General features: G+C 58.9%; 14 protein-coding genes. 4 read left to right on the forward strand and 10 right to left on the reverse strand.

The features are described from left to right. Positions 1-38: 38 nt before the first annotated feature. Positions 39-2,546: a GcvT family protein gene (locus tag ACR0B8_RS00075; protein ID WP_170360609.1), complete on the forward strand. Its 2,508-nt coding sequence runs from the start codon at positions 39-41 to the stop codon at positions 2,544-2,546. Positions 2,547-2,588: 42 nt separating this feature from the next. On the opposite strand, the gene ACR0B8_RS00080 is transcribed toward ACR0B8_RS00075, so the two are convergent. Both ACR0B8_RS00080 and ACR0B8_RS00085 read right to left on the reverse strand, forming a co-directional pair. Continuing rightward, positions 2,589-3,242 carry a DUF938 domain-containing protein gene (locus ACR0B8_RS00080; RefSeq protein ID WP_170360607.1) on the reverse strand — a complete coding sequence of 218 codons (654 nt, stop codon included), beginning with the start codon at positions 3,240-3,242 and terminating at the stop codon, positions 2,589-2,591. Beyond that, the gene (locus ACR0B8_RS00085; protein WP_170360605.1) at positions 3,239-4,312 is read right to left on the reverse strand and encodes an NAD(P)/FAD-dependent oxidoreductase; all 1,074 of its coding nucleotides are present in this window, start codon (positions 4,310-4,312) and stop codon (positions 3,239-3,241) included. The genes ACR0B8_RS00080 and ACR0B8_RS00085 overlap by 4 nt, the downstream gene beginning before the upstream one ends. 152 nt (positions 4,313-4,464) lie before the next feature. On the opposite strand from ACR0B8_RS00085, the gene ACR0B8_RS00090 reads away from it, so the two are divergent. Together ACR0B8_RS00090 and ACR0B8_RS00095 are read left to right on the forward strand one after the other, a co-directional pair. Continuing rightward, complete coding sequence (locus ACR0B8_RS00090; protein ID WP_170349334.1) at positions 4,465-4,845, forward strand: hypothetical protein; 381 nt, start codon at positions 4,465-4,467, stop codon at positions 4,843-4,845. Between the two features lie 3 nt (positions 4,846-4,848). Beyond that, positions 4,849-6,081, forward strand: a complete 1,233-nt coding sequence (locus tag ACR0B8_RS00095; RefSeq protein WP_170360603.1) for an HlyD family secretion protein — start codon at positions 4,849-4,851, stop codon at positions 6,079-6,081. A gap of 19 nt (positions 6,082-6,100) precedes the next feature. Here ACR0B8_RS00095 and ACR0B8_RS00100 read toward each other — a convergent pair whose 3' ends face one another. The 8 genes from ACR0B8_RS00100 to xdhA all read right to left on the reverse strand — a co-directional run bounded on the left by ACR0B8_RS00100 (position 6,101) and on the right by xdhA (position 16,967). Further along, entirely contained in the window at positions 6,101-7,534 is a 1,434-nt protein-coding gene (locus tag ACR0B8_RS00100; protein WP_170360601.1) for an MFS transporter, read from the reverse strand. A 63-nt stretch (positions 7,535-7,597) separates the two neighbouring features. Continuing rightward, a complete protein-coding gene (locus ACR0B8_RS00105; protein ID WP_170347786.1) occupies positions 7,598-8,671 on the reverse strand; it encodes a BMP family ABC transporter substrate-binding protein in 1,074 nt (357 codons plus the stop codon). Between the two features lie 31 nt (positions 8,672-8,702). Beyond that, a complete protein-coding gene (locus tag ACR0B8_RS00110) occupies positions 8,703-9,623 on the reverse strand; it encodes an ABC transporter permease (RefSeq protein WP_170360599.1) in 921 nt (306 codons plus the stop codon). Between the two features lie 3 nt (positions 9,624-9,626). Continuing rightward, positions 9,627-10,709 carry an ABC transporter permease gene (locus ACR0B8_RS00115; protein ID WP_170360597.1) on the reverse strand — a complete coding sequence of 361 codons (1,083 nt, stop codon included), beginning with the start codon at positions 10,707-10,709 and terminating at the stop codon, positions 9,627-9,629. Positions 10,710-10,745: 36 nt separating this feature from the next. After that, positions 10,746-12,263 carry an ABC transporter ATP-binding protein gene (locus ACR0B8_RS00120; RefSeq protein ID WP_226688791.1) on the reverse strand — a complete coding sequence of 506 codons (1,518 nt, stop codon included), beginning with the start codon at positions 12,261-12,263 and terminating at the stop codon, positions 10,746-10,748. After that, on the reverse strand, positions 12,260-13,195 hold the full coding sequence (xdhC, locus tag ACR0B8_RS00125) for a xanthine dehydrogenase accessory protein XdhC (protein ID WP_170360592.1): 936 nt from the start codon (positions 13,193-13,195) through the stop codon (positions 12,260-12,262). The genes ACR0B8_RS00120 and xdhC overlap by 4 nt, the downstream gene beginning before the upstream one ends. Then, on the reverse strand, positions 13,195-15,609 hold the full coding sequence (gene xdhB / locus ACR0B8_RS00130) for a xanthine dehydrogenase molybdopterin binding subunit (protein ID WP_170360590.1): 2,415 nt from the start codon (positions 15,607-15,609) through the stop codon (positions 13,195-13,197). The genes xdhC and xdhB overlap by 1 nt, the downstream gene beginning before the upstream one ends. After that, positions 15,606-16,967: a xanthine dehydrogenase small subunit gene (gene xdhA, locus ACR0B8_RS00135; RefSeq protein WP_226688790.1), complete on the reverse strand. Its 1,362-nt coding sequence runs from the start codon at positions 16,965-16,967 to the stop codon at positions 15,606-15,608. The genes xdhB and xdhA overlap by 4 nt, the downstream gene beginning before the upstream one ends. Before the next feature lie 343 nt (positions 16,968-17,310). On the opposite strand from xdhA, the gene dnaE reads away from it, so the two are divergent. Further along, complete coding sequence (gene dnaE, locus ACR0B8_RS00140; RefSeq protein WP_226688789.1) at positions 17,311-20,811, forward strand: DNA polymerase III subunit alpha; 3,501 nt, start codon at positions 17,311-17,313, stop codon at positions 20,809-20,811. The last annotated feature ends 3 nt before the right edge of the window (positions 20,812-20,814 follow it).

Genomic DNA, 20,814 nt, shown 5'->3' on the forward strand with positions numbered 1-20,814 from the left:
ATATGGTGTCAACTGAATTCAAGGGGAGACGCCCGGTTATGAAAACCCAAGTCAAAGCATTGGTTGTTGGCGGCGGCGCCGTTGGGACCTCGATTGCCTATCATCTGGCCAAAGCGGGTTGGGATGATGTGATGTTGATTGAACGGGATGAGCTGACGTCCGGCTCGACCTGGCACGCCGCTGGCCTGCTGCCGTTGTTCAACATGTCCTACGCGACAACTCACATCCACAAGTACTCGGTCGACTTCTACAAGACGCTTGAGGAAGAAACCGGTCTGAACGCAGGGTTTGCTGTGGTCGGCAACCTGCGCATGGCCCAAACGCAAGAACGTATGGACGAATACATGCTGTATGCGTCCACCGCCGAGACCTGCGACGTTGCATATGAATGGCTGACCCCGGACCAGATCAAGGAACGCTGGCCGCTGATCGAGACGTCGGACCTGAAGGGAGCGATTTACCACACTGAAGATGGTTACATTAACCCGGCCGACGTGACGCAGGCGATGGCCAAAGGCGCCCGTCAACGCGGCGTCGATATCGTCCGCAAGATGCAAGCCGATGCGTTCCACTGGAACGGTACCCACTGGGAAGTCACCTGCACTAAGATGGTCGAGAAGGGCGGCAACCTCATTCCTTCGGATGAGCAGGTTGTTATCACCGCCGAGCATGTCGTCACCGCTTCCGGAAACCACGCGCAGCGCACGGCCAAGATGCTGGGCATCAAAATGCCTGCGATCCCGGTCGAGCACACCTTTATCGTCATGGACAAAGACCCCGAGCTGGTCAAATGGCGTGAATCTGGCAACCCCGAACACCCTGTTGTCCGTGATGCTGACAACGAATCTTACGCCCGCGAGGAACGTGGCGGCTGGATTCTGGGTATTTACGAACACGGCGCGCCTGCGCAGTTCGAACACGGCGTGCCGGACAGCTTCCGCGCGGACCTGTTCCCGCTGGATTTGGACCGGATTGCTGATCAGTACATGGCGATGGCCGAACGCGTGCCGTCTTGCGCCGAGTCTGGTCTGAAAGACGATTTCAACGGCCCGATCTGCTATACCCCCGACGGCAACCCACTGGTTGGTCCGGCTCCGGGCCTACGCAACATGTGGCTGGCTGAGGGCTTCAGCTTTGGTATCACGGCTGCAGGCGGCACCGGCTACTATCTGGCACAGATGATGGTGGATGGCGAAGCCGAGATCGACATGGCCTCGTTGGACCCCAAGCGCTATTCCTCGAGCTGGATGACCACCGAATTCGCGGCGCGCAAGAACGAAGAATGCTATGAGCACGTCTACATCCTGCACCACCCGGATGAAGAGCGTGAAGCCTGCCGTCCGCTGCGGACTGTTCCGGCCTACGACCGTCAGAAAGCACGCGGCGCGCAGTTCGGTTGGGTTAACGGATGGGAACGTCCGAACTACTTCGGTCCCACCGATGCACCAGATAACTTTGATAAAGAAAGCCGTTCGTTCCGTCGTGGTGGCTGGTGGCAATTCGCCGTCGAAGAGGCCAAAGCGATCCGTGAAGGCGTGGGTCTGGTCGATGCGTCCGCGTTTACTAAGCATGTCGTCAAAGGCCCCGGTGCTACCCAGTTTCTGGACTGGTTCACCTGCAACAAGCTGCCCAAGGTGGGTCGTATCAACCTGACCTACGCGCTGACCTCGCATGGCACCACCCGAACCGAATACACCATCGTCCGCAATGGCGAGAACAACTACTACATCGTTTCAGCCGGCGCCTGGACCGAGTATGACGCCGACTATCTGCGTAAGGCGGCTGAGGACAAGATGGATGAGTTCGGCTATGTCGAAATCCAGGACGTGACCACGCAGTGGGGCGTTTTTGCCATCGCCGGACCCAAGTCGCGTGACGTTCTGAAAGAGGTCATCAAGGACGCCGATCCGGAAACCGCGCTGTCCAACAAGCGTTTCCCGTGGCTGTCGGCCCGTCAGATCGAACTGGGCATGTGCCCGGTCAACGCGATCCGAGTGGCCTATACCGGTGAACTGGGTTGGGAACTGCACCACCCGATCGAGATGCAGAACTACCTGTTCGACTTGCTGGAAAAAGCGGGTGAGAAGCACGGTATGAAGCTGGTTGGCGCGCGCGCCCAGAACTGGTTGCGTCAAGAGAAATCCTATCGCGCCTTTGGAACCGAACTGGGCCGCGACGCGACCCCGCTGGAAGCTGACCTGCCGCGTTTTGTCGACCTGTCAAAGGACTTCCACGGCAAGGCCAAGCTGGAAGAAACCGGCGTGCGTGTGAAGTGCTGCACTTTGTTGATCGACGGACCGGACGATGCCGACCCGTGGGGCCGCGAGGCGCTGTATACGCCAGAAGGCGAGCGTGTGGGCCGTCTGACTTCGGGCGGCTACTCGGTGGCGTTCGAAAAATCCATCGGTATGGGCTACGTGAAACCTGAAATGGCAGTCGAAGGCACCAAGCTGAAGGTCAAAATTCAGGACAAGCTTTGGGATGCGGTCGTGACCTGCGACAGCCCCTACGATCCGAAAAACGAAACCATCCGCAAGGACGGTTAATTCGGACAGAGAACAGGCGGCGCGAAGGTGCCGCCTGTTTTACTATTGGCCGGGCTTTTCTGCGATAAAGGCCAGATTGTTCGCAGGCATCTCGACCATCCCGACGACGGTCAGGTTCTGGGCGCGCATCAACGCTGCAATGTCTTCATCATTCTTATACCCGATCTCAGCGTCTTGCTGGGCCAGAGCATCGTGAAAGCGTTGGTCGCCATCGCTGGTCAATTGCCCCGAACGTTTGAATGGTCCGTACAGGATAAACCGCCCCTTGGGGGCCAACGCCTGCGCGGCTTCGGTCACCAGCATTTGTGTTTCCGGCCAGCTGATCAGATGCACCAGATTGATCAGGACGATCAGCTCCTGACCGATGAACTCGGTGTGCCAACCTTGCGCTGTGGCGTCCAAAGCCACTGCGTCCACAACGTTGGGCAGATCGGCAGCATAGGCTTTGATGCTGGTTATCCGCTCGACCTCGACTTCGGTCGGTTGCCAGATGAGGTTTGGCAGGCACTGGGCGAATGCGCTGACATGCTGGCCGGTGCCGCTGGCAATTTCCACCGCCCGGCCTGCTTTGGGGGCCCATTGAGCCAGTAGGTCACACAAAGCTTCGGTATTGCGGGTCGCGGCAGGGGCGACAAGCCGCCCGTCCTGACCTTCGGTGGCAACGCTGGCGTTAGAGGGGAGGGTTCTTTTACTCATCGAAGCAACCTTTTCGGGCTGAGGGCAGCAATGATTTCAGGGTCCAGTTCAGATGTCGCGCCGGTCGTCAGATCAGCAACCAGTTGCGAAGCCGCCGGAGAGGTCTGGAACCCATAGCCACCCTGACCCGCAGACCAGACAAAGGACGGATCAGACGGATCGGGCCCCAATACCAAAGTTCCATCCGGCGCGAAGCTGCGTAGCCCTGCCCAGTTTACCTCAACCCGGGTGACGGGTTCGGTCACCATCTCTTCGTACCGGGCCAGCCCTTCAGCCAACACCATGTCATCGGCGTAGGCATCCTGCGGTGGTACGGGGTCGGCCTCGCATGGGGAAACCAACAGTTTGCCCGCATCTGGCTTGGCATACCATGTCTCACCCGCGCCCAACATCATCGGCCAGCCGCCCAGGTCATGCCCGCCGGGGGCAGGCAGCCGCGCCATCGACCTGCGTTTCGGAATTATTCCGATTGGTGCAATCCCCGCCATCACGGCGATCTCGTCAACCCAAGGGCCGGCAGCATTGATCAGGATGCGGGCTTCATAGACTTCCCCAGCCTCGACGACCCAGCGCCCATCCTTGCGAATGGCGGTGACCCTGGCCTTGGTCACCACGTCACCGCCATTGCCGCGAATGGTGCGGGCGAAATCCTGCAGCAATCGGTCCGTGTCGATATCAAATGCCCCACTGCTGAGCGCTGCGAACCCAAGAGTGTCGGGGTTCAGAATTGGCACACGTGCCAGCGCCTGCGCCGTTGGGATCACCTGCATATTCAGATCATGGACGTCCCGTTCAAAGACATCGGCCTGATCCTTACGACCAACCAACATCAGATCGCGGGGCGTCAGATACCCGCCGTTTTCAGCTCGCATAAACGCGGCACTGGCCCTGTTAAGCGCAACGACGGAGGGAGGGCCATAGTTTTCCTCGAATAACGCGGCGGACCGGCCAGACGCGTGATAGCCCAACGCATCCTCAGCCTCGAGCACAGTTACCCGACCGTGATATGACAGGCGTGCCCCGGCGCTCAGACCGGCGATACCGCCGCCTATGACAAGAAAATCAATCATATGTCCCCTTTTCACCGCGTACCTATTATGGCAAAACCGATCGTCCTAACCTGTCTGGAACTCTAAGCAGGCTTGAATTTGCGCATCAACCCATCCAAAGAAGTAACAAGCAATAACAGGAGGGCAGGGTGAGTACCGCAGATCTACACCCGATGGCCACGGGGCATATTCCGTCCTACGTGACCCAGGCTGACGGCAGTGATTTTCTTTTAACGTTCATGTTTGTGTTTACCGTTTTGGTGATTGTTCTGATCGGGGTTGGATATTTCACCCTGCATTCGATCCCCGAAAAGATAGCGCACGAATCCAACCACCCTCAGTTCCAGTTGGTCGGGATACTGGCCTTGCTGGCGCTGTTCACCCATAACGGGTTGTTCTGGGTCGCCGCCATTCTGGTGGCTGGGTTTCAGTTCCCCGATGTGGCCGCTCCACTCAGAGCCATTGCGGATGCAATCCGATCTTTGGGCAATCAACGCCCCGAAGGCCCCGCACCGGCCCAACCCACCGAACCCACCGCGCAGCAGGAGCATTAGAATATGCTTGAGACATTGATGTGCGCGCTGGTGACGGTGCTGCCCGACTATCTGTTTCGCCGTTATGTTCAGGGTAAGCGGATCGGGCACGAAATCACGCTGTTCACCATGTGGTACGAATTGCGCTGGGGGCTGACCACCTGTGCGATTCTGGCGCTGACCGTGATCACCACACTATTTTATTTCCATCCCGCCAGTAAAACGGCGGCCTCGTATTTCCGCACCGTGACGATCCTGCCGCAACTGGGTGGGCGTGTGTCCGAGGTTTATGTGCGCAACAACGAAACGGTGACCGCTGGGCAGCCGATCTTCCGGATCGAGGATTTCACCCAAACCGCCATGGTAGAAGCCGCTCACGCCGACATAGCGCAGGTTCAGGCATCGCTCAGGGTGGCGCAGACCGACCTGGCCGAGGCTGAGGCTGGCATCGCCGGGGCACGCGCTGCGTTGGATCAGTCGCTTGAGGATCTTGAACGCAACACCACGCTGCGGGACGAAGGGTCCAGCGCCGTGCGTCTGGCCGAGATTGACCGGCTGGAAAACCTGGTGGCCGAGCGTGAGGCACAATTGCGGGCCGCCGAGTCACAGCGCGCAGCAGTCGTGCAGCAGATCGAGGAGTTGATCCCCGCTCAACTGGCCAGCGCCAACGCTCAGCTGGACGCTGCCCTGACCGAGCTGGACAAAACCGTGATCAGCGCCGGGGTCACTGGCCGGATTGAACAGTTTGGCCTGCAGGTCGGCGACTATGTCAGCCCTCTGTTGCGTCCGGCAGGTATCTTGGTGCCGTCACACTCGGGCCATGATCGGTTTCAGGCCGCTTTCAACCAAATGTCCGCTCAGGTTATCAAGCCAGGAATGATCGGAGAGCTGGGTTGTATGACCAAGCCGTTCACCGTGATCCCGATGGTCGTGGTTGAGGTGCAGGATGTTATCCCCTCGGGCCAAATTCGCCCTTCGGATGAGCTGCGGGATGTGCAGGCCAATACCAATCCCGGATCAATCCTGGTGTATATGGAGCCGCTGTATAAAAGCATGGCCGATGACATCCCGCCGGGGAGCAACTGTCTGGCCAATGTCTATACCGACAACCACGAACGGCTAGAGCACGAGGATTTGGGTTTCTGGAAATCTGCAACGCTGCATGTGATCGACACGATTGGCGTTGTTCACGCTGCGGGCCTGCGCCTGCGTCTGATCCTGATGCCGGTGAATACGTTGGTTTTGACCGGTCATTAAACCAACCCCGGCCGCGCCGTCACTTAGTCGCGCGGCCGGGTATTTTCGCCTCGGTCAGCGAGGCATAAGAATAGGCCAGAACGCAGGCTGCGAAGCCTGCCACAAAGCCAAATACCATGGTGTATGAGTTGCTGAGGGCATAGACGGAACTGCCCAAGGCCATGCCGACCGTGCCACCCAACAGTTGAAACGTCATGGATATCCCGCTGGCCTGCCCGTGCAGATCCTGTGGCACGGCAAGCATGATGGTCCGTCGGGGCGGGACAAACAGAAACGGTACGCAACACCCCCACAAAACATAGCCAGCGAAGATCGGCGCCGTGACTTCCAGATGCATTCCCAACGCAACCAGCACGATGGCCAGTGTCCCCAACGCTGTGGCCGTCAGCGATGGGCCGCGCGTGCCAAACCTGTCGGCCACCTTACCGGCCAATGGGGCCACGAAGATCTGCGGAAACGCGATTGGCAAAAGGGCGGCACCGGCGGCCAGCGGTGAAAAGCCAAGTTTGGTTTGAAAATACGACGCGCCGAACACAAACAGGGCAATCTTGCCGAACTGCGCAGTGAACAGGATCATGTTCGAGGCCGCGAAACCCGACTTTGCAAATAGTGATATTGCAATCAGTGGCGTTTGAATGCGTTGTTCAACCCGGACAAATAGGGCCAGCGCTACGAAGCCTGCAAGAAGCGCCATAATCACCTCGGGCTGGGTCCAGCCCCGATCTGGCCCCTCCATGATCCCGAACACCAGCGCAGCCAGACCCGGCACCAGCAGCAACAGACCCTTCCAGTCAAACCCAAGTACAGGCTGGTGTGGTGGATCACGCCAGTAGGCCCAGGCAATCGCGGCAACAGCCAATACAATTGGCGGGTTGACCCAGAAAATCCAGCGCCACGACAAGTATTCGGTCAGTATGCCTCCGACCAGTGGCCCGAGTGACAGAAAGACTGTTCCGATGCCGCCGTACAGACCAAGGGCAAGACCGCGTTCCTTTTCATCGAAGGACTGGATCAGCACCACCATCGACAAGGGAAAAATCAGCGCAGCACCAACGCCCTGAACCGCGCGGGCCGTCAGCAGCGCCAGGCCGCTCTCGGCAAACCCTCCCAACGCTGAGGATAGACCAAAGATTAGAAGGCCCACGCTCAGCAAAACCCGGATGCCCAAAATGTCGCCCAATCGTCCCGCAGCGCCGGCAAAACAGGCCAACACCAAAAGGTAAATATTGACCACCCAATGCGCATCCAACCGCGACAGATTTAGTTCGGCCCGGATGGTGGGCAACGCGACACTGACGACTGTTTCATCCAGCAATATGATGCCAAGAATGGCCCCCATCGCGCCAAGTACCCACCAGCGGCTGCGATCTTGTGCCTTGGTTTGCATCGGTTTTTCGTCCCACCGTTGATGGATCACCGGCCCCATCAGGTCTGGTGCCGGCCCGTTCGTCAAGGCGCACTCCAACAAAAAAGGGCCAGCCAAATGGCCAGCCCTTCGGTGTGAGTGTTGTTAGGTTTACTGCGGAATGTCGCCTTCCAGCCCTTCGACATAGAAGTTCATGCCCGCCAGCGTTCCGTCATCGGCGGTTTCGCCTTCTGCCAGCCAGTCGCTGCCGTCCTGCTTTTTCAGCGGACCCGTGAAGGGGTGGTATTCACCTGCGGCCATGGCGGCCTTCATCGCCAGCGCTTCTTCTTTCACTTCGGCAGGAACCGCGTCCGAGATTTCGCCAATCTCAACCATGCCTTCTTTGATGCCGTCCCAGGTGTTCACGGTTTCCCACGACCCATCCATAACAGCCTGAGTGCGCGCGATGTAATAGGGCGCCCAGTTGTCGATGATCGAGGATACGCGTGGCTTCGGGGCGTATTCGCTCATGTCCGAGGCCTGCCCGAAGGTGATCACGTTGCCTGCCTCTTGCGCGGCCGCCTGCGGTGCGGTCGAGTCGGTGTGCTGCAGGATCACGTCGGCGCCCTGTTCGATCAGAACGGTGGCGGCGTCCGCTTCTTTTGCGGGATCGAACCAAGTGTAAGCCCAGACAATCTTGAACTCGACATCCGGGTTCACCTTCTTGGCGTGAATATAGGCCGAGTTGATGCCGCGGATCACTTCGGGGATAGGGTAGGAACCAATATAGCCGACGATGTTCGACTCGGTCATTTTGCCGGCGATGTGGCCCTGAACGGCACGACCTTCATAAAAGCGAGCAGAATAGACCGAGACGTTGTCGGCGGTCTTGTAGCCAGTTGCATGCTCGAACTTCACGTTCGGGAATTTCTTGGCCACGTTAATGGTCGGGTCCATATAGCCGAACGAAGTGGTAAAGATCAGGTCAGCCCCTTCCAGCGCCATCTGAGTCATCACACGTTCAGCGTCCGGGCCTTCGGGCACTGATTCCACGAATACAGTTTCGACCTTGTCACCGAAATGCTCTTCGACCGCCAGACGGCCCTTGTCGTGTTCATAGGTCCAGCCGCCGTCGCCGACGGGGCCGACATAGACGAAACCGACTTTGGTTTTGTCTTCGGCCATGGCGCTTGTCGCCAGACCCAGCGCCATGGCGGCGCTTGCCAAAAGTGATGTGAATTTCATGTGTTACTCCCCAAGTTGGTTTAATTGGCCCCTAGTGTGAGGCATGGAAGATCCGGCCCAGTGAGGCAGGTGCGCTGCTCTTGTCGGCCGAAAGGATCACAAGCACAAGGATCGTGATGATATAGGGCGACATTGCCAGATACTCGACTGGAATGGCAACGCCCGCCGCCTGCAAATTAAGCTGCAACACCGTGATTCCGCCGAACAAATAGGCACCCAGCAAGGCGCGCCATGGCTTCCAGCTGGCGAAGACCACCAGCGCCAGGGCGATCCAGCCGACACCGGCTGTCATGCCCTCGGTCCACTGCGGGACGCGGATCAGGCTGATATAGGCTCCGCCGAGGCCCGCGCATGCGCCACCGAACAGGATCGCCATGATGCGGATCTTGATAACCTTGTAACCCAAGGCATGAGCCGCATCGTGGTTTTCACCCACCGCGCGCAGGATCAAACCGACGCGGGTGTATTTCAGAACGGCCCACACGGCTGCTGTCAGGGCGATACCGACATACAGGATCGGGTCATGCTGGAACAGGATCGGGCCGATCACCGGGATATCGCTGATCAGTGGGATGTGGATGTCACCCATGCTGGGCGGCTTGATACCCACATAGCTTTGGCCCAGCAGGGCGCTGAAACCCAGGCCAAACAGGGTTAGGGCCAAACCACTTGCAACCTGATTGGCCAGCGCGAACTGTGTCAGAAGCACAAACAGTAGCGACAGTACGGCGCCGCCGATGGCCGCCGCAATGAACCCCAGCCAGGGTGAGCCGGTTTCGACCGAGATCGCAAATCCGCTGATTGCACCCACGATCATCATACCCTCGACGCCAAGGTTCAGGACGCCTGCTTTCTCGACCACCAGCTCTCCGATTGCAGCCAACAGCAGCGGAGTTGCGGCCACCATCAGCGAGGCGATCAGAAGTACGGGATTGATTTCACCTAAATCCATGGGTCACGCCACCTCGCTATGGGCCGCACGGATGCGGTAGTTGGTCAAAAGATCGAAAGCCAGCAGGAAGAACAGAAGCATCCCCTGGAACACCTGAATGGCAGCGGCGGGCAGGCCCAGCTGAGACTGCGCGATTTCACCGCCGATATAAGTCAGCGCCATCAGGCCACCGGCCAGCAGGATACCCACCGGATGCAGACGGCCCAGAAAGGCTACGATGATCGCGGTAAAGCCATAGCCGACGTTAAAGTCGATGCTGACCACACCCGAGGGGCCGGACACTTCGAACATGCCCGCGAGCCCTGCCAGCGCGCCGGACAGACCCAGGCAGAACAAGATCAGCCGCGCCGGGTTCACGCCTGCAAACTTTGCCGCGCGAGGGGCTTCTCCGGTCAGCCGGATGTGGAAGCCCAACATGTGTCGGTTCAGCAGGACATAGGCAAAGATCACCGCGATCAGCGCGGTCACGACACCCCAGTGCATCCCGGACCCCGCGATCAGTTCCGCATTATGTGCGCTTTCATAGGATTGCAGGTTACGCGAGCCGGGAAAGCCGAAGCCTTCAGGGTTTTTCAGCAGGCCCAGCGAGACCGAGGCCAGCATCTGTTCGGCCACGTACACCAGCATCAGCGAAACAAGTATTTCATTGGTGCCGAAGCGGACCTTCAGAAAGGCCGGAATGGATGCCCACAACCAACCGCCAAGCGCGCCAGCGATCACCATAATCGGAAAGACGTAAAACGCCTCTAGCGGATAGAAGGCCAAGCCCGCACCGGCACCAAAGATGGCACCCATGATGTATTGACCCTCGGCCCCGATATTCCAGATACCGGCGCGGAAACCCAGCGATAGGCCAATGGCGATCAGCACCAGAGGTGCCCCTTTCACCAGCAATTGCGGACGGTAATAAAAGGCGAATTCTCCGAACAGAGGTTCCCAGAAAATAGTGCCGATGGCTTCGATCGGGTTCTTACCCAGAATGGCGAACAGAATGCCGCCAAACACCATCGTTGCCAACACCGCCACCAGCGGGGTGGCATAAGACCACGCCTTGGACGGCTGCGGCCGTTTCTCCAACACAATCATCCGCTCATCCCCCTGATTTCATTCTTTTGTAGTGGGTTAGACATGGGCCACCTCCATGCCATGTGCGCCGCCCATCATCAGGCCAATCTCATCCACGGTCAGGCCGGTGGTTGGGCGCGGCGCGCTCAGACGCCCTTCGTTGAGGGCGGCAAAGCTGTCCGAGATTTCCATTAATTCATCTAGATCTTGGCTAATGCAGATGACTGCGGTTCCTTTGGCCGCCAGGTCCAGAATGGACTGCCGGATCGAGGCTGCCGCCGCCGCGTCCACGCCCCAGGTGGGCTGGTTCACCACCAGAACGTCAGGGTTCTGCAACACCTCGCGTCCGATCACGAATTTCTGCAGGTTGCCGCCTGATAATGACCGCGCCGCATTATCGGGCCCCGGCGTGCGGACGTCGAAGGCGCTGATGATTTTCTCGGCGAAACTTTTGGTTTCTGACCACTTCAGAAAGCCGTTGCTTTCCAAACCTTCGCGCACCGAACCGGTCAGCAATGCGTTTTCGGTCAGGCTCATGTCCGGGGCCGCTGCATGGCCCAGCCGTTCTTCGGGCGCGGTCAGCACGCCCAGCTTGCGTCGGGCCGTCGGCCCCAGCTTGCCGATCGGTTGGCCGTTAAACTTGATGGCATCTGCTGTTGTTTGAATTTCACCGGACAGCACACCTAGCAACTCGTCCTGACCGTTGCCAGCCACACCGCCGACCCCCAGAACCTCGCCCTTACGGACTGTCATGTGAACGTTCTTCAAAGCCGTGCCAAATTCCGAGGGCGACGGAACCGACAACCCGCTTACATCCAGTGCCACATCGCCAAATTCACGCCCCGAGCGTTCCGGTGTCTGCAAGGTCGAGCCGACCATCATCTCGGCCATGTCCCGCGCCGAGGTTTCAGAGGGCACACACTCACCTACGTTCTTGCCCAGGCGCAAAATGGTGGCGTGGTCGCAAAGCGTGCGAATTTCTTCCAGCTTGTGAGAGATATACAGGATCGAGGTGCCCTCGGACCGCAACTTGTTCAGTGTTTCGAACAGGATCTCAACCTCTTGCGGGGTCAGAACCGAGGTCGGCTCGTCCATGATCAGCAGCTTGGGGTCCTGCAACAGGCAGCGGATGATCTCGACCCGCTGACGCTCACCCGCGGACAGATCGCCAACGGTGCGGAACGGGTCCAGCGGCAGGCCATAGGTTTCCGACACTTCGCGGATACGCGAGGCCAGATCGCCCATCGGCGGCGGGTTCTCCATCCCCAGCGCGATATTTTCGGCCACGTTCAGCGCGTCAAACAGCGAGAAGTGCTGGAACACCATCGCGATCCCGTCGGCTCGTGCGGCGCGGGGTTCCGGTGGCGCAAACGCCTGACCGCGCAGCAGCATTGTGCCGCTGTCGGGCTTCACCAACCCATAGATCATTTTCACCAGCGTGGATTTACCCGCGCCGTTTTCCCCCAGCAGGGCATGAACTTCGCCTTCGCCGATGTCAAAGGACACCTGATCATTGGCCACGACGCCGGGATAGGCCTTGGTCAAACCTTGTAAGCTTAGCAGTGGAGTGGTCACGCGCTCAGGTCCTTCTTCAATTCGTTCTGCCGGGCGGGACGCAGCAGGTCTGCTGCGACGCCAACGGCGATCATCTGCGGGTGTTTGCCCAAGTCGGGGTCGCCGATTGGACAGGTGATCCGGTTAATCCGTTCGGGCATATGCCCCAGCGCTGCCAACCGAGACCGGAATCGCGCCCATTTCGTAGCCGAGCCGATCAGCCCCGCAAAGCGGAAATCGTGTGAAAGCAGCCGGTTGCACAGCTCCAGGTCCAGATTGTGTGAATAAGTCAGCACAAGATGTTCGGCATTGGTCGGCGCGTGGCGCACCAATTCGGCCGGTTTTGCGACCGGAACCGGTGTTACGCTTGCTGGGATTGTGTTCGGAAAACGCTCAGGCGCAGTGTCGACCCATGTGATGGCAAGGTCAGGAAGCGGGTGCAGAACATCCACCAGCGCGCGGCCGACATGACCTGCACCCCAGATCCACAGATTGCGGGCCGGTTTGTGTACCGGTTCAACCATCCAGCCGTCGATCAGTTGCGGATCGGGCGCGATACCCTGACCGCGCGCAGCCGCCAGCAGGCGTTTGACGGACAGGGGCATGTCACCTCCCGCTGCCGTTCTTGCGATGACCGTATCGTCCAGAGCGTCCACCGCGTTGGCGTCAAAGACTTCGCTAAACAACGAGACCGCGCCGCCGCAGCACTGCCCCATGTCTGGACCAAGCGCATGATGCGTCAGGCGCGAGGATACGATTTGGGTGCGTGCGGCCTGGGCTGCTTCGTATTCAAGTACGCCACCCCCGATTGTACCGCTTTGCCCATCCTTCCAAACCAGCATAGCGGCCCCAACTTCGCGTGGGGACGACCCTTTGATAGCCGCGATGACCACCCGAGTTACTTTCCCATGGGTTTTGACCGCCTCCCTCAAAGCCTCCAGGTCGAATCCCATCAGATGCCTCCCTTCACCCTTTGAACGCCGCGCCAGACTTCTTCGGCCGTGGCAGGCGCATCCAGTGCCGGATAGCTGTCTCCACAAGCCGCCACCGCGTTGGACAGTGCCAGCCAGGCGGAAATTCCCAACATAAAGGGCGGCTCACCCACCGCTTTTGAGCGATAGATCGTGTCTTCGCGGTTCTGTCCGTCCCAGAGTGCGACGTTGAAAATGTCGGGTCGGTCCGAACAGGCGGGGATTTTGTATGTAGACGGCGCATGCGTGCGCAGGTTGCCCTTGTCGTCCCAGACCAGTTCTTCGGTCGTCAGCCAGCCTGCGCCTTGCACATAGCCACCTTCTACCTGCCCGATATCCAGTGCCGGGTTCAGCGACGCACCCGCATCATGCAGGATGTCGGTGCGCAGAATGCGGTTCTCTCCGGTCAATGTGTCGACGGCAACCTCGGTGATCGAAGCACCATAAGCAAAGTAGTAAAACGGCCGGCCCCGGCCCTTGATCCGGTCCCATTCGATCTTAGGCGTCTTGTAGAACCCGGTTGCAGACAGACTGATGCGCCCTTGATACGCTAATGCAGCGGCTTCGGCGAAGGTATAGCGTTCTTCGCCGACCGAGACGTGGCCATCCGTGAAGGTAACGCTGGACGGATCAGCCTGATGCCGTTCGGCCAGATAGTCGGCCATCCGATCGCGGATCGTGTCGCACGCGGCCTTCACCGCCATGCCGTTCAGGTCACTGCCCGAAGACGCGGCCGTGGCAGAGGTATTCGGCACCTTGGCCGTGTCTGTGGCGGTGATCTTTACCAACTCGAGCGGAATGCCAAAGCGCGAGGCCGCAACCTGCGCGACTTTCTGGAACAGGCCCTGGCCCATTTCTGTGCCGCCATGGTTCAAGTGGACCGAACCGTCCTGATACACATGCACCAACGCACCCGCCTGATTCAGGTGGGTTAGTGTGAAGGATATCCCGAATTTCACCGGAGAGAAGGCGATGCCTTTCTTAACCACGCTGTTTTCGGCGTTCCACGCCGCAATCGCCGCCTTGCGCGCGGCATAGTCGCTGGATTTCAGCAGCGCTTCGGTCATGCCGTGCAGTTCGAAATCGGTGACTTCCATGCCGTAGGGCGTTGTATTGCCGCCTTCCGGCACCGGGCGCACGGGCGGAGCGGTCTCAACCTGCTCAACAGCGCCAAGGCTTGTCAGATCCTCATGCGGATCGACGCGTTCCAAAGGACGCTTCGCCAGATGTTCAGGTTCCATGGTTGGCGGATGGGCGGGGTCGTAATAGTTCCGGCGGCGCAGCTCGACCGGGTCCAAACCCAATTCATAAGCGGCGTGGTCCATGACCCGTTCAATCGCGATCATGCCTTGCGGGCCACCAAAGCCGCGATAGGCGGTGGCGGATTGGGTGTTGGTTTTCAGCCGGTGGCTTTCAATCCGTGCGTTGGGCAGCAGATAGGCATTGTCCGAATGCAGCATGGCACGGTCAGCGACCGGCAGGGACAGGTCCTGCGCCCAGCCGCAGATGGCGTATTGCAGGAAGGACACGCCCTGAATATGGCCATGCTCATCAAAGCCTGCGCGATACGAAATCCGGAACGCATGGCGCTTGCCGGTGATGACCATGTCATCGTCGCGGTCATAGCGCATCTTGCAGGCCTTGCCGGTTACACGCGCGGCAATGGCACAGGCCACGGCCAGCGCGTTGCCCTGGCTTTCCTTACCGCCGAACCCTCCGCCCATGCGGCGGGTTTCGACCCGTACGGCGTGCATCGGAACGCCCAAAGCGTCAGCAACCTTGTGCTGAATCTCGGTCGGGTGCTGGGTCGAGGAATGCACCAGCATATCCGCACCTTCGTTCGGCACGGCCAGGGCGGCCTGACCTTCCAGATAGAAATGTTCCTGCCCGCCGAGCTCAAAGCCCCCGTCGATCACATGGGTCGCGCCCGCGATAGCCGCATCAGCGTCGCCCTTGGCATAAATGCGCGGGCCTTCCTCGAACCGGCTATTGGCAGCAAGCGCCTCTTCGACCGTCAGGATTGGGGTTTCTTCGTCATAGTCGATCTTGCCCAGCCGTACGGCCTTGCGGGCGGCCAGATGGCTGGTGGCGACCACCAGAAAAACGGGTTGGCCGATATAGTGAACGGTGCCGTCAGACAGCAGCGGCTCATCATGGATCGAGGGCGAGACATCGTTGGCAAAAGGCAGGTCTTCGGCCGTCATGACCATCTCGACGCCTTCGGCTGCTTTGACCGCGGACAAATCCATCGCGGTGATCTTGCCCTTGGCAATCGGGCTCATACCGAACGCCAGATAAAGCGTTCCCTTGGGCGTCGGAATGTCATCTACGTAGCGGGCGGTGCCGGACACATGAAGCGGCGCTGCGTCGTGGGGGAGGGGTTTTGTCACGCTCATGCCGACACCTCTAGCACGTTGGTCACGTGGCCCTGATCTTCAAGGTAATACCTTTCCAGCAGCGCCTTGGCCGTCTCAAGCCGATAGGTGGCCGAGGCGCGCATATCAGTCATTGGTGTGAAGTCATCGTCAAAGGCCAGCATCGCAGTATGCACCGTTTCACGTGTCCATGGATTGCCGTTCAACGCGGCCTCGACTTGAGTGGCGCGTTTTGGGACGCCGGCCATGCCGCCAAAGGCGATGCGCGCCTGGTCGACGACACCATCTGAAACGGTGATGTTGAAACAACCACACACGGCCGAGATATCCTGATCGAACCGTTTGCTGATCTTATAAGCCTTCAGGCGATCCGCCTGACGGGGGAAGCTGACGGCCTCGACAAACTCGCCGGGGCTGCGGTCCTGCTTGCCGTAGTCGATGAAGAACTCCTCCAGCGGTATCGAACGGCGGTCGTTGCCCTTGCGCAGATGCAGGGTGGCGTTCAGGGCAATCAGCGCGGGCGGGTTGTCCCCGATGGGGGAGCCATTGGCGATGTTGCCGCCGACGGTGGCCGCGTGGCGCACCTGAACGCTGGCATATCGGCGGATCATCTCGGCGTACGAGGGGTGCAGATCGGTCAGCGCCTCACCCATGCGGTTCATATCGACTATGGCCCCAAAACGAATTTCATCGTCCGTTATTGTAATGTCTTTCAGATCGTCACAGCGGTTCAGGAAGATCACCGGATCAAGATCGCGCAATTGCTTGGTGACCCACAGTCCTACATCGGTTGCGCCCGCGACCAGAGTGGCATCTGGGTGTTCGGCATAGACCGCGGCCAATTCGTCAGAGGAGCCCGGCAGCATGGGCATCGTGGCAGGTGTAGAAACAGGTTTGTCCTTGACCCAAACGGGCACGGGGTGTTCTTCGGCGGCTTTGGCCGCGCGGATGATCGGGGCGTATCCGGTGCAGCGACAAAGGTTCCCCGCCAACTGCGTGTCATGATCCTTTGCCCCGCTCGAATGGCTGGCAACCATCGACATCACGAAACCGGGGGTGCAAAAGCCGCACTGCGATCCATGCAGATCAACCATGGCCTGCTGCACCGGATGGGCTTCGCCATTTGGGCCGCTTGCACCTTCGACGGTACGAACCGCTTTGCCGTGCAGTTGCGGTAAAAACAGGATGCAGGAATTCAGCGCCTTGGCGCCGCCTTCATCCGTGACCATGACGGTGCAAGCCCCGCAATCACCTTCGTTGCAGCCTTCCTTGGTACCGGTCAGGCCCCGATCCTCGCGTAGCCAATCCAGCAGGGTCGCTGTCGGATCGACATCCGCCAGTTCCACTGTCTCTCCGTTCAGAAGAAACGTGATATCCATTCGAGAAACCCGTCGCCTTACCCGGTTGCGCCCCTGTGGCCCTCCTTCGATGCGACGTAGAAAGAGTGGCGGGCGGAAAGCTTGCCATTAGATGTTAGAAACAGGGCAGGTTCTCTGGCAAGAAAAACCGCCTATATGATATACCATTAGGATCGTTTTGCAAAAAAACACCGGGTTTCTGTAATATTCAGGTATTTGAAATTAAAGTGTTTTCTGTCAATCCAACGAATTTCTGCCCGAAGCACCTTCTGTAAAAACCGAACAATCGGTTTTGATTTTTTAAGCTTTCAAAAGCAGCGGTTCCCGCTTTTGCCGCGCCGCTGGCTGGGATAGCGTAGGCGGTATGAGCAGCACCACACGATTCATTCACCTCCGCGTTCACACCGAGTATTCCCTGCTGGAAGGCGCCGTACGGCTGAAAAAACTGCCCGCATTATGCGAAAAAATGGAGATGCCAGCCGTCGCCGTAACCGACACCAACAGCATGTTCTCGGCTTTGGAGTTTTCGGTCACCGCAAGCGGGGCAGGGGTGCAACCGATTATGGGGTGCCAGGTTGATCTGACCTATGTGCAGGCACAGCCGGGTGAAAAGCCGAAAAACCCGGCTCCGCTGGTGCTGCTGGCGCAGTCCGAGGTAGGCTATGAGAACCTGATGAAGCTGAGTTCCTGTCTTTACGTGGACAAGGGCGGACAGCTTCCGCAGGTCACCTTGGAAGAACTGGCACAGCACTCGGACGGCCTGATCTGCCTGACAGGTGGGCCGGACGGGCCGGTGGGTATGTTGCTGCAGCAAGGTCAACGCCCGGCGGCTGAGGCTTTGGTGGATCGGCTGGCGGGCATGTTCCCTGATCGTCTTTACATCGAGTTGCAACGCCATCCGGGGGAGGGTGGCCAGCCCGAGGCCGAACACCTGACCGAGCGTGGGCATGTCGAAATGGCCTATGCCAAGAACCTGCCGCTGGTCGCCACCAATGATGTCTTTTTTCCCACCTCGGACATGTACGAGGCCCATGATGCGCTGATCTGTATTTCCGAAGGGGCGTATGTCGATCAGCAGGACGGGCGCCGCCGTCTGACTGCGCAGCATTACTTCAAGTCGCAGCAGGAAATGGTGACACTGTTCGCCGATTTGCCCGAGGCGATCGAGAATACGGTGGAAATCGCCAAACGGTGCGCCTTCATGGCCTATCGCCGCGACCCGATCCTGCCGAAATTCGCCGATGACGAGGTCGCCGAACTGCGCCGCATCGCCAATGAAGGTCTGCAAAAACGTCTGGCAGTTATCCCGCATGCGGTGACGCCCGAGGAATATCAGGAACGGCTGGATTTCGAACTGGACATCATCGAAGGCATGGGGTTTCCCGGCTATTTCCTGATCGTTGCTGACTTTATCCAATGGGCGAAAGACGAAGACATTCCGGTGGGGCCGGGGCGGGGTTCGGGTGCGGGCTCGCTGGTGGCCTATGCTCTGACGATCACAGACCTTGATCCGCTACGTTATTCACTGCTGTTCGAACGGTTCCTGAACCCCGAGCGGGTTTCTATGCCCGACTTCGATATCGACTTTTGCATGGATCGCCGCGAAGAAGTGATCCGCTACGTGCAGCAGAAATACGGCCGCGACAAGGTGGGGCAGATTATCACTTTTGGTGCCTTGCTGTCCAAGGCCGCCGTGCGCGATATCGGGCGAGTGTTACAGATGCCCTATGGCCAGGTGGATCGTCTGTCCAAGATGATCCCGGTCGAGGGTGTCAAACCCGTCTCCATCGAAAAAGCGTTGATAGACGAACCCCGCCTGCGCGAAGAGGCCCGCAGTGAAGAGGTCGTAGACCGGCTGCTTACCTATGGCCAGCAGGTCGAGGGTCTGTTGCGGAACGCCTCGACCCACGCGGCGGGGGTAGTGATTGGGGACCGTCCGCTGGACGCGCTGGTGCCGCTGTATCAAGATCCGCGCTCGGATATGCCTGCAACCCAATTTAATATGAAATGGGTGGAACAGGCCGGTCTCGTCAAGTTCGACTTCTTGGGTCTGAAAACCCTGACCGTAATCCAGAATGCGATGGATCTGATCTTCAAATCCGGGCGACCCCTGCACATCGCCGCCGATAGCACGGAACTGTATGAGCCCGCCGAGGGGGCCGAAAACCAGATCAACGCTATCCCGCTGGATGACGAAGCGACGTATAAGCTCTATTCAGCCGCCAAAACCGTTGCGGTGTTCCAGGTGGAATCGTCGGGTATGATGGATGCGCTGAAACGCATGAAGCCCACGTGTATTGAAGATATCGTCGCGCTTGTGGCGCTCTATCGCCCGGGGCCAATGGAGAACATCCCCACCTACTGCGAGGTCAAGAATGGGCTTCGCAAGATTGAATCCGTACATCCTCTGATCGACCACATCCTTGAGGAAACACAAGGCATCATCGTCTATCAGGAACAAGTGATGCAGATCGCGCAGGTGATGGCTGGGTACAGCCTTGGTGGCGCGGACCTGTTGCGCCGCGCGATGGGTAAGAAGATCAAAGAGGCGATGGATGCCGAACGCCCTAAATTCGAAAAGGGCGCGGGTGAGAATGGCGTGGATGCCAAGAAAGCCTCTGAGGTTTTCGACCTGTTGGAAAAATTCGCCAACTATGGTTTTAACAAATCTCACGCTGCCGCTTATGCAGTGGTCAGCTATCAAACCGGTTGGCTAAAGGCGAACCACCCGGTCGAGTTCATGGCGGGTGTCATGAACTGCGATATCCATCTGACCGACAAACTGGCCGTGTATTTCGAAGAGGTTCGCAAGGGGTTAGAGCTGCCCTACGTGCCGCCCTGCGTGAACCGATCCCTGTCAACCTTTGATGTGGTCGACGGGCAGTTGGTCTATGCGCTGGGCGCGCTCAAGAACGTGGGCGCCGAGGCCATGACCCTCGTGGTTGATGGCCGAGGCGATAAGCCATTCGTCAACCTGTTCGACTTTGCCCGCCGGGTGGACCTGAAGAAAGTCGGCAAACGCCCGCTTGAAATGTTGGCGCGGGCCGGAGCATTCGACCAGCTTGATAAAAACCGCCGCCGTGTGTTCGAAAGCCTTGATCCGCTGGTACAGTACTCGGCGGCGATCCACGACCAAAAGAACTCGAACCAGGTATCATTGTTCGGTGAGGCTGGCGATGACCTGCCCGAACCCCGCCTTTCGCAGACGCCGGACTGGCTGCCTGCGGAGCGCCTGAGCGAAGAGTTCAAAGCCATCGGTTTCTATCTGTCCGGTCACCCGCTGGACGACTATATGCCCGCGCTGAAACGCAAGAAGGTCATGACATTGGATGAGGTGACGGAACAGGCGCGCTCGGGCCCGTTCATTGCCAAGATGGCCGGTGTGGTGTCTGGGCGTCAGGAACGCAAATCGGCCAAGGGCAACCGCTTTGCTTTTGCGCAATTGTCTGATCCAAGTGGGGCGTACGAGGTCACGCTGTTTTCGGAAACCCTGGAGAAATCGCGCGAGTTTCTAGAGACCGGATCGCAAGTGGTGCTGACCGTCAAAGCCGAAATGGAATCCGATCAGCTCAAGTTGCTTGCAAATTCTGTTGGGCCGGTTGATTCTGTAGTTGCCGAAGCAGGCGCAACGGGGTTGCGAATATTTGTTGACGTCCCCGAGGTGCTTCCGACGGTCGCCAAGGTTCTAGAAGACGCGGCTGGTGCAGCCAAGCGCGCGGCCAAAGGGCCGATCCACATCTGTCTGCTGGATCCCGGTCTGCCGGGGGATGTTGAGATGGATCTGGGACAGGATTTCCCAATCAATCCGCAGATCAAGGGAGCCATTAAATCTTTGGATGGCGTCACCATGGTCGAGGAAATCTGACCC

Source organism: Ruegeria sp. BH6 (assembly GCF_056538105.1).

Bases quoted from the DNA above. Each gene is read 5' to 3' on its own strand.
- ACR0B8_RS00075 (WP_170360609.1), top strand. From the start codon at position 39: ATGAAAACCCAAGTCAAAGCATTGGTTGTTGGCGGCGGCGCCGTTGGG.
- ACR0B8_RS00080 (WP_170360607.1), bottom strand. From the start codon at position 3,242: ATGAGTAAAAGAACCCTCCCCTCTAACGCCAGCGTTGCCACCGAAGGT.
- ACR0B8_RS00085 (WP_170360605.1), bottom strand. From the start codon at position 4,312: ATGATTGATTTTCTTGTCATAGGCGGCGGTATCGCCGGTCTGAGCGCC.
- ACR0B8_RS00090 (WP_170349334.1), top strand. From the start codon at position 4,465: ATGGCCACGGGGCATATTCCGTCCTACGTGACCCAGGCTGACGGCAGT.
- ACR0B8_RS00095 (WP_170360603.1), top strand. From the start codon at position 4,849: ATGCTTGAGACATTGATGTGCGCGCTGGTGACGGTGCTGCCCGACTAT.
- ACR0B8_RS00105 (WP_170347786.1), bottom strand. From the start codon at position 8,671: ATGAAATTCACATCACTTTTGGCAAGCGCCGCCATGGCGCTGGGTCTG.
- ACR0B8_RS00110 (WP_170360599.1), bottom strand. From the start codon at position 9,623: ATGGATTTAGGTGAAATCAATCCCGTACTTCTGATCGCCTCGCTGATG.
- ACR0B8_RS00115 (WP_170360597.1), bottom strand. From the start codon at position 10,709: ATGATTGTGTTGGAGAAACGGCCGCAGCCGTCCAAGGCGTGGTCTTAT.
- xdhC (WP_170360592.1), bottom strand. From the start codon at position 13,195: ATGGGATTCGACCTGGAGGCTTTGAGGGAGGCGGTCAAAACCCATGGG.
- xdhB (WP_170360590.1), bottom strand. From the start codon at position 15,609: ATGAGCGTGACAAAACCCCTCCCCCACGACGCAGCGCCGCTTCATGTG.
- xdhA (WP_226688790.1), bottom strand. From the start codon at position 16,967: ATGGATATCACGTTTCTTCTGAACGGAGAGACAGTGGAACTGGCGGAT.
- dnaE (WP_226688789.1), top strand. From the start codon at position 17,311: ATGAGCAGCACCACACGATTCATTCACCTCCGCGTTCACACCGAGTAT.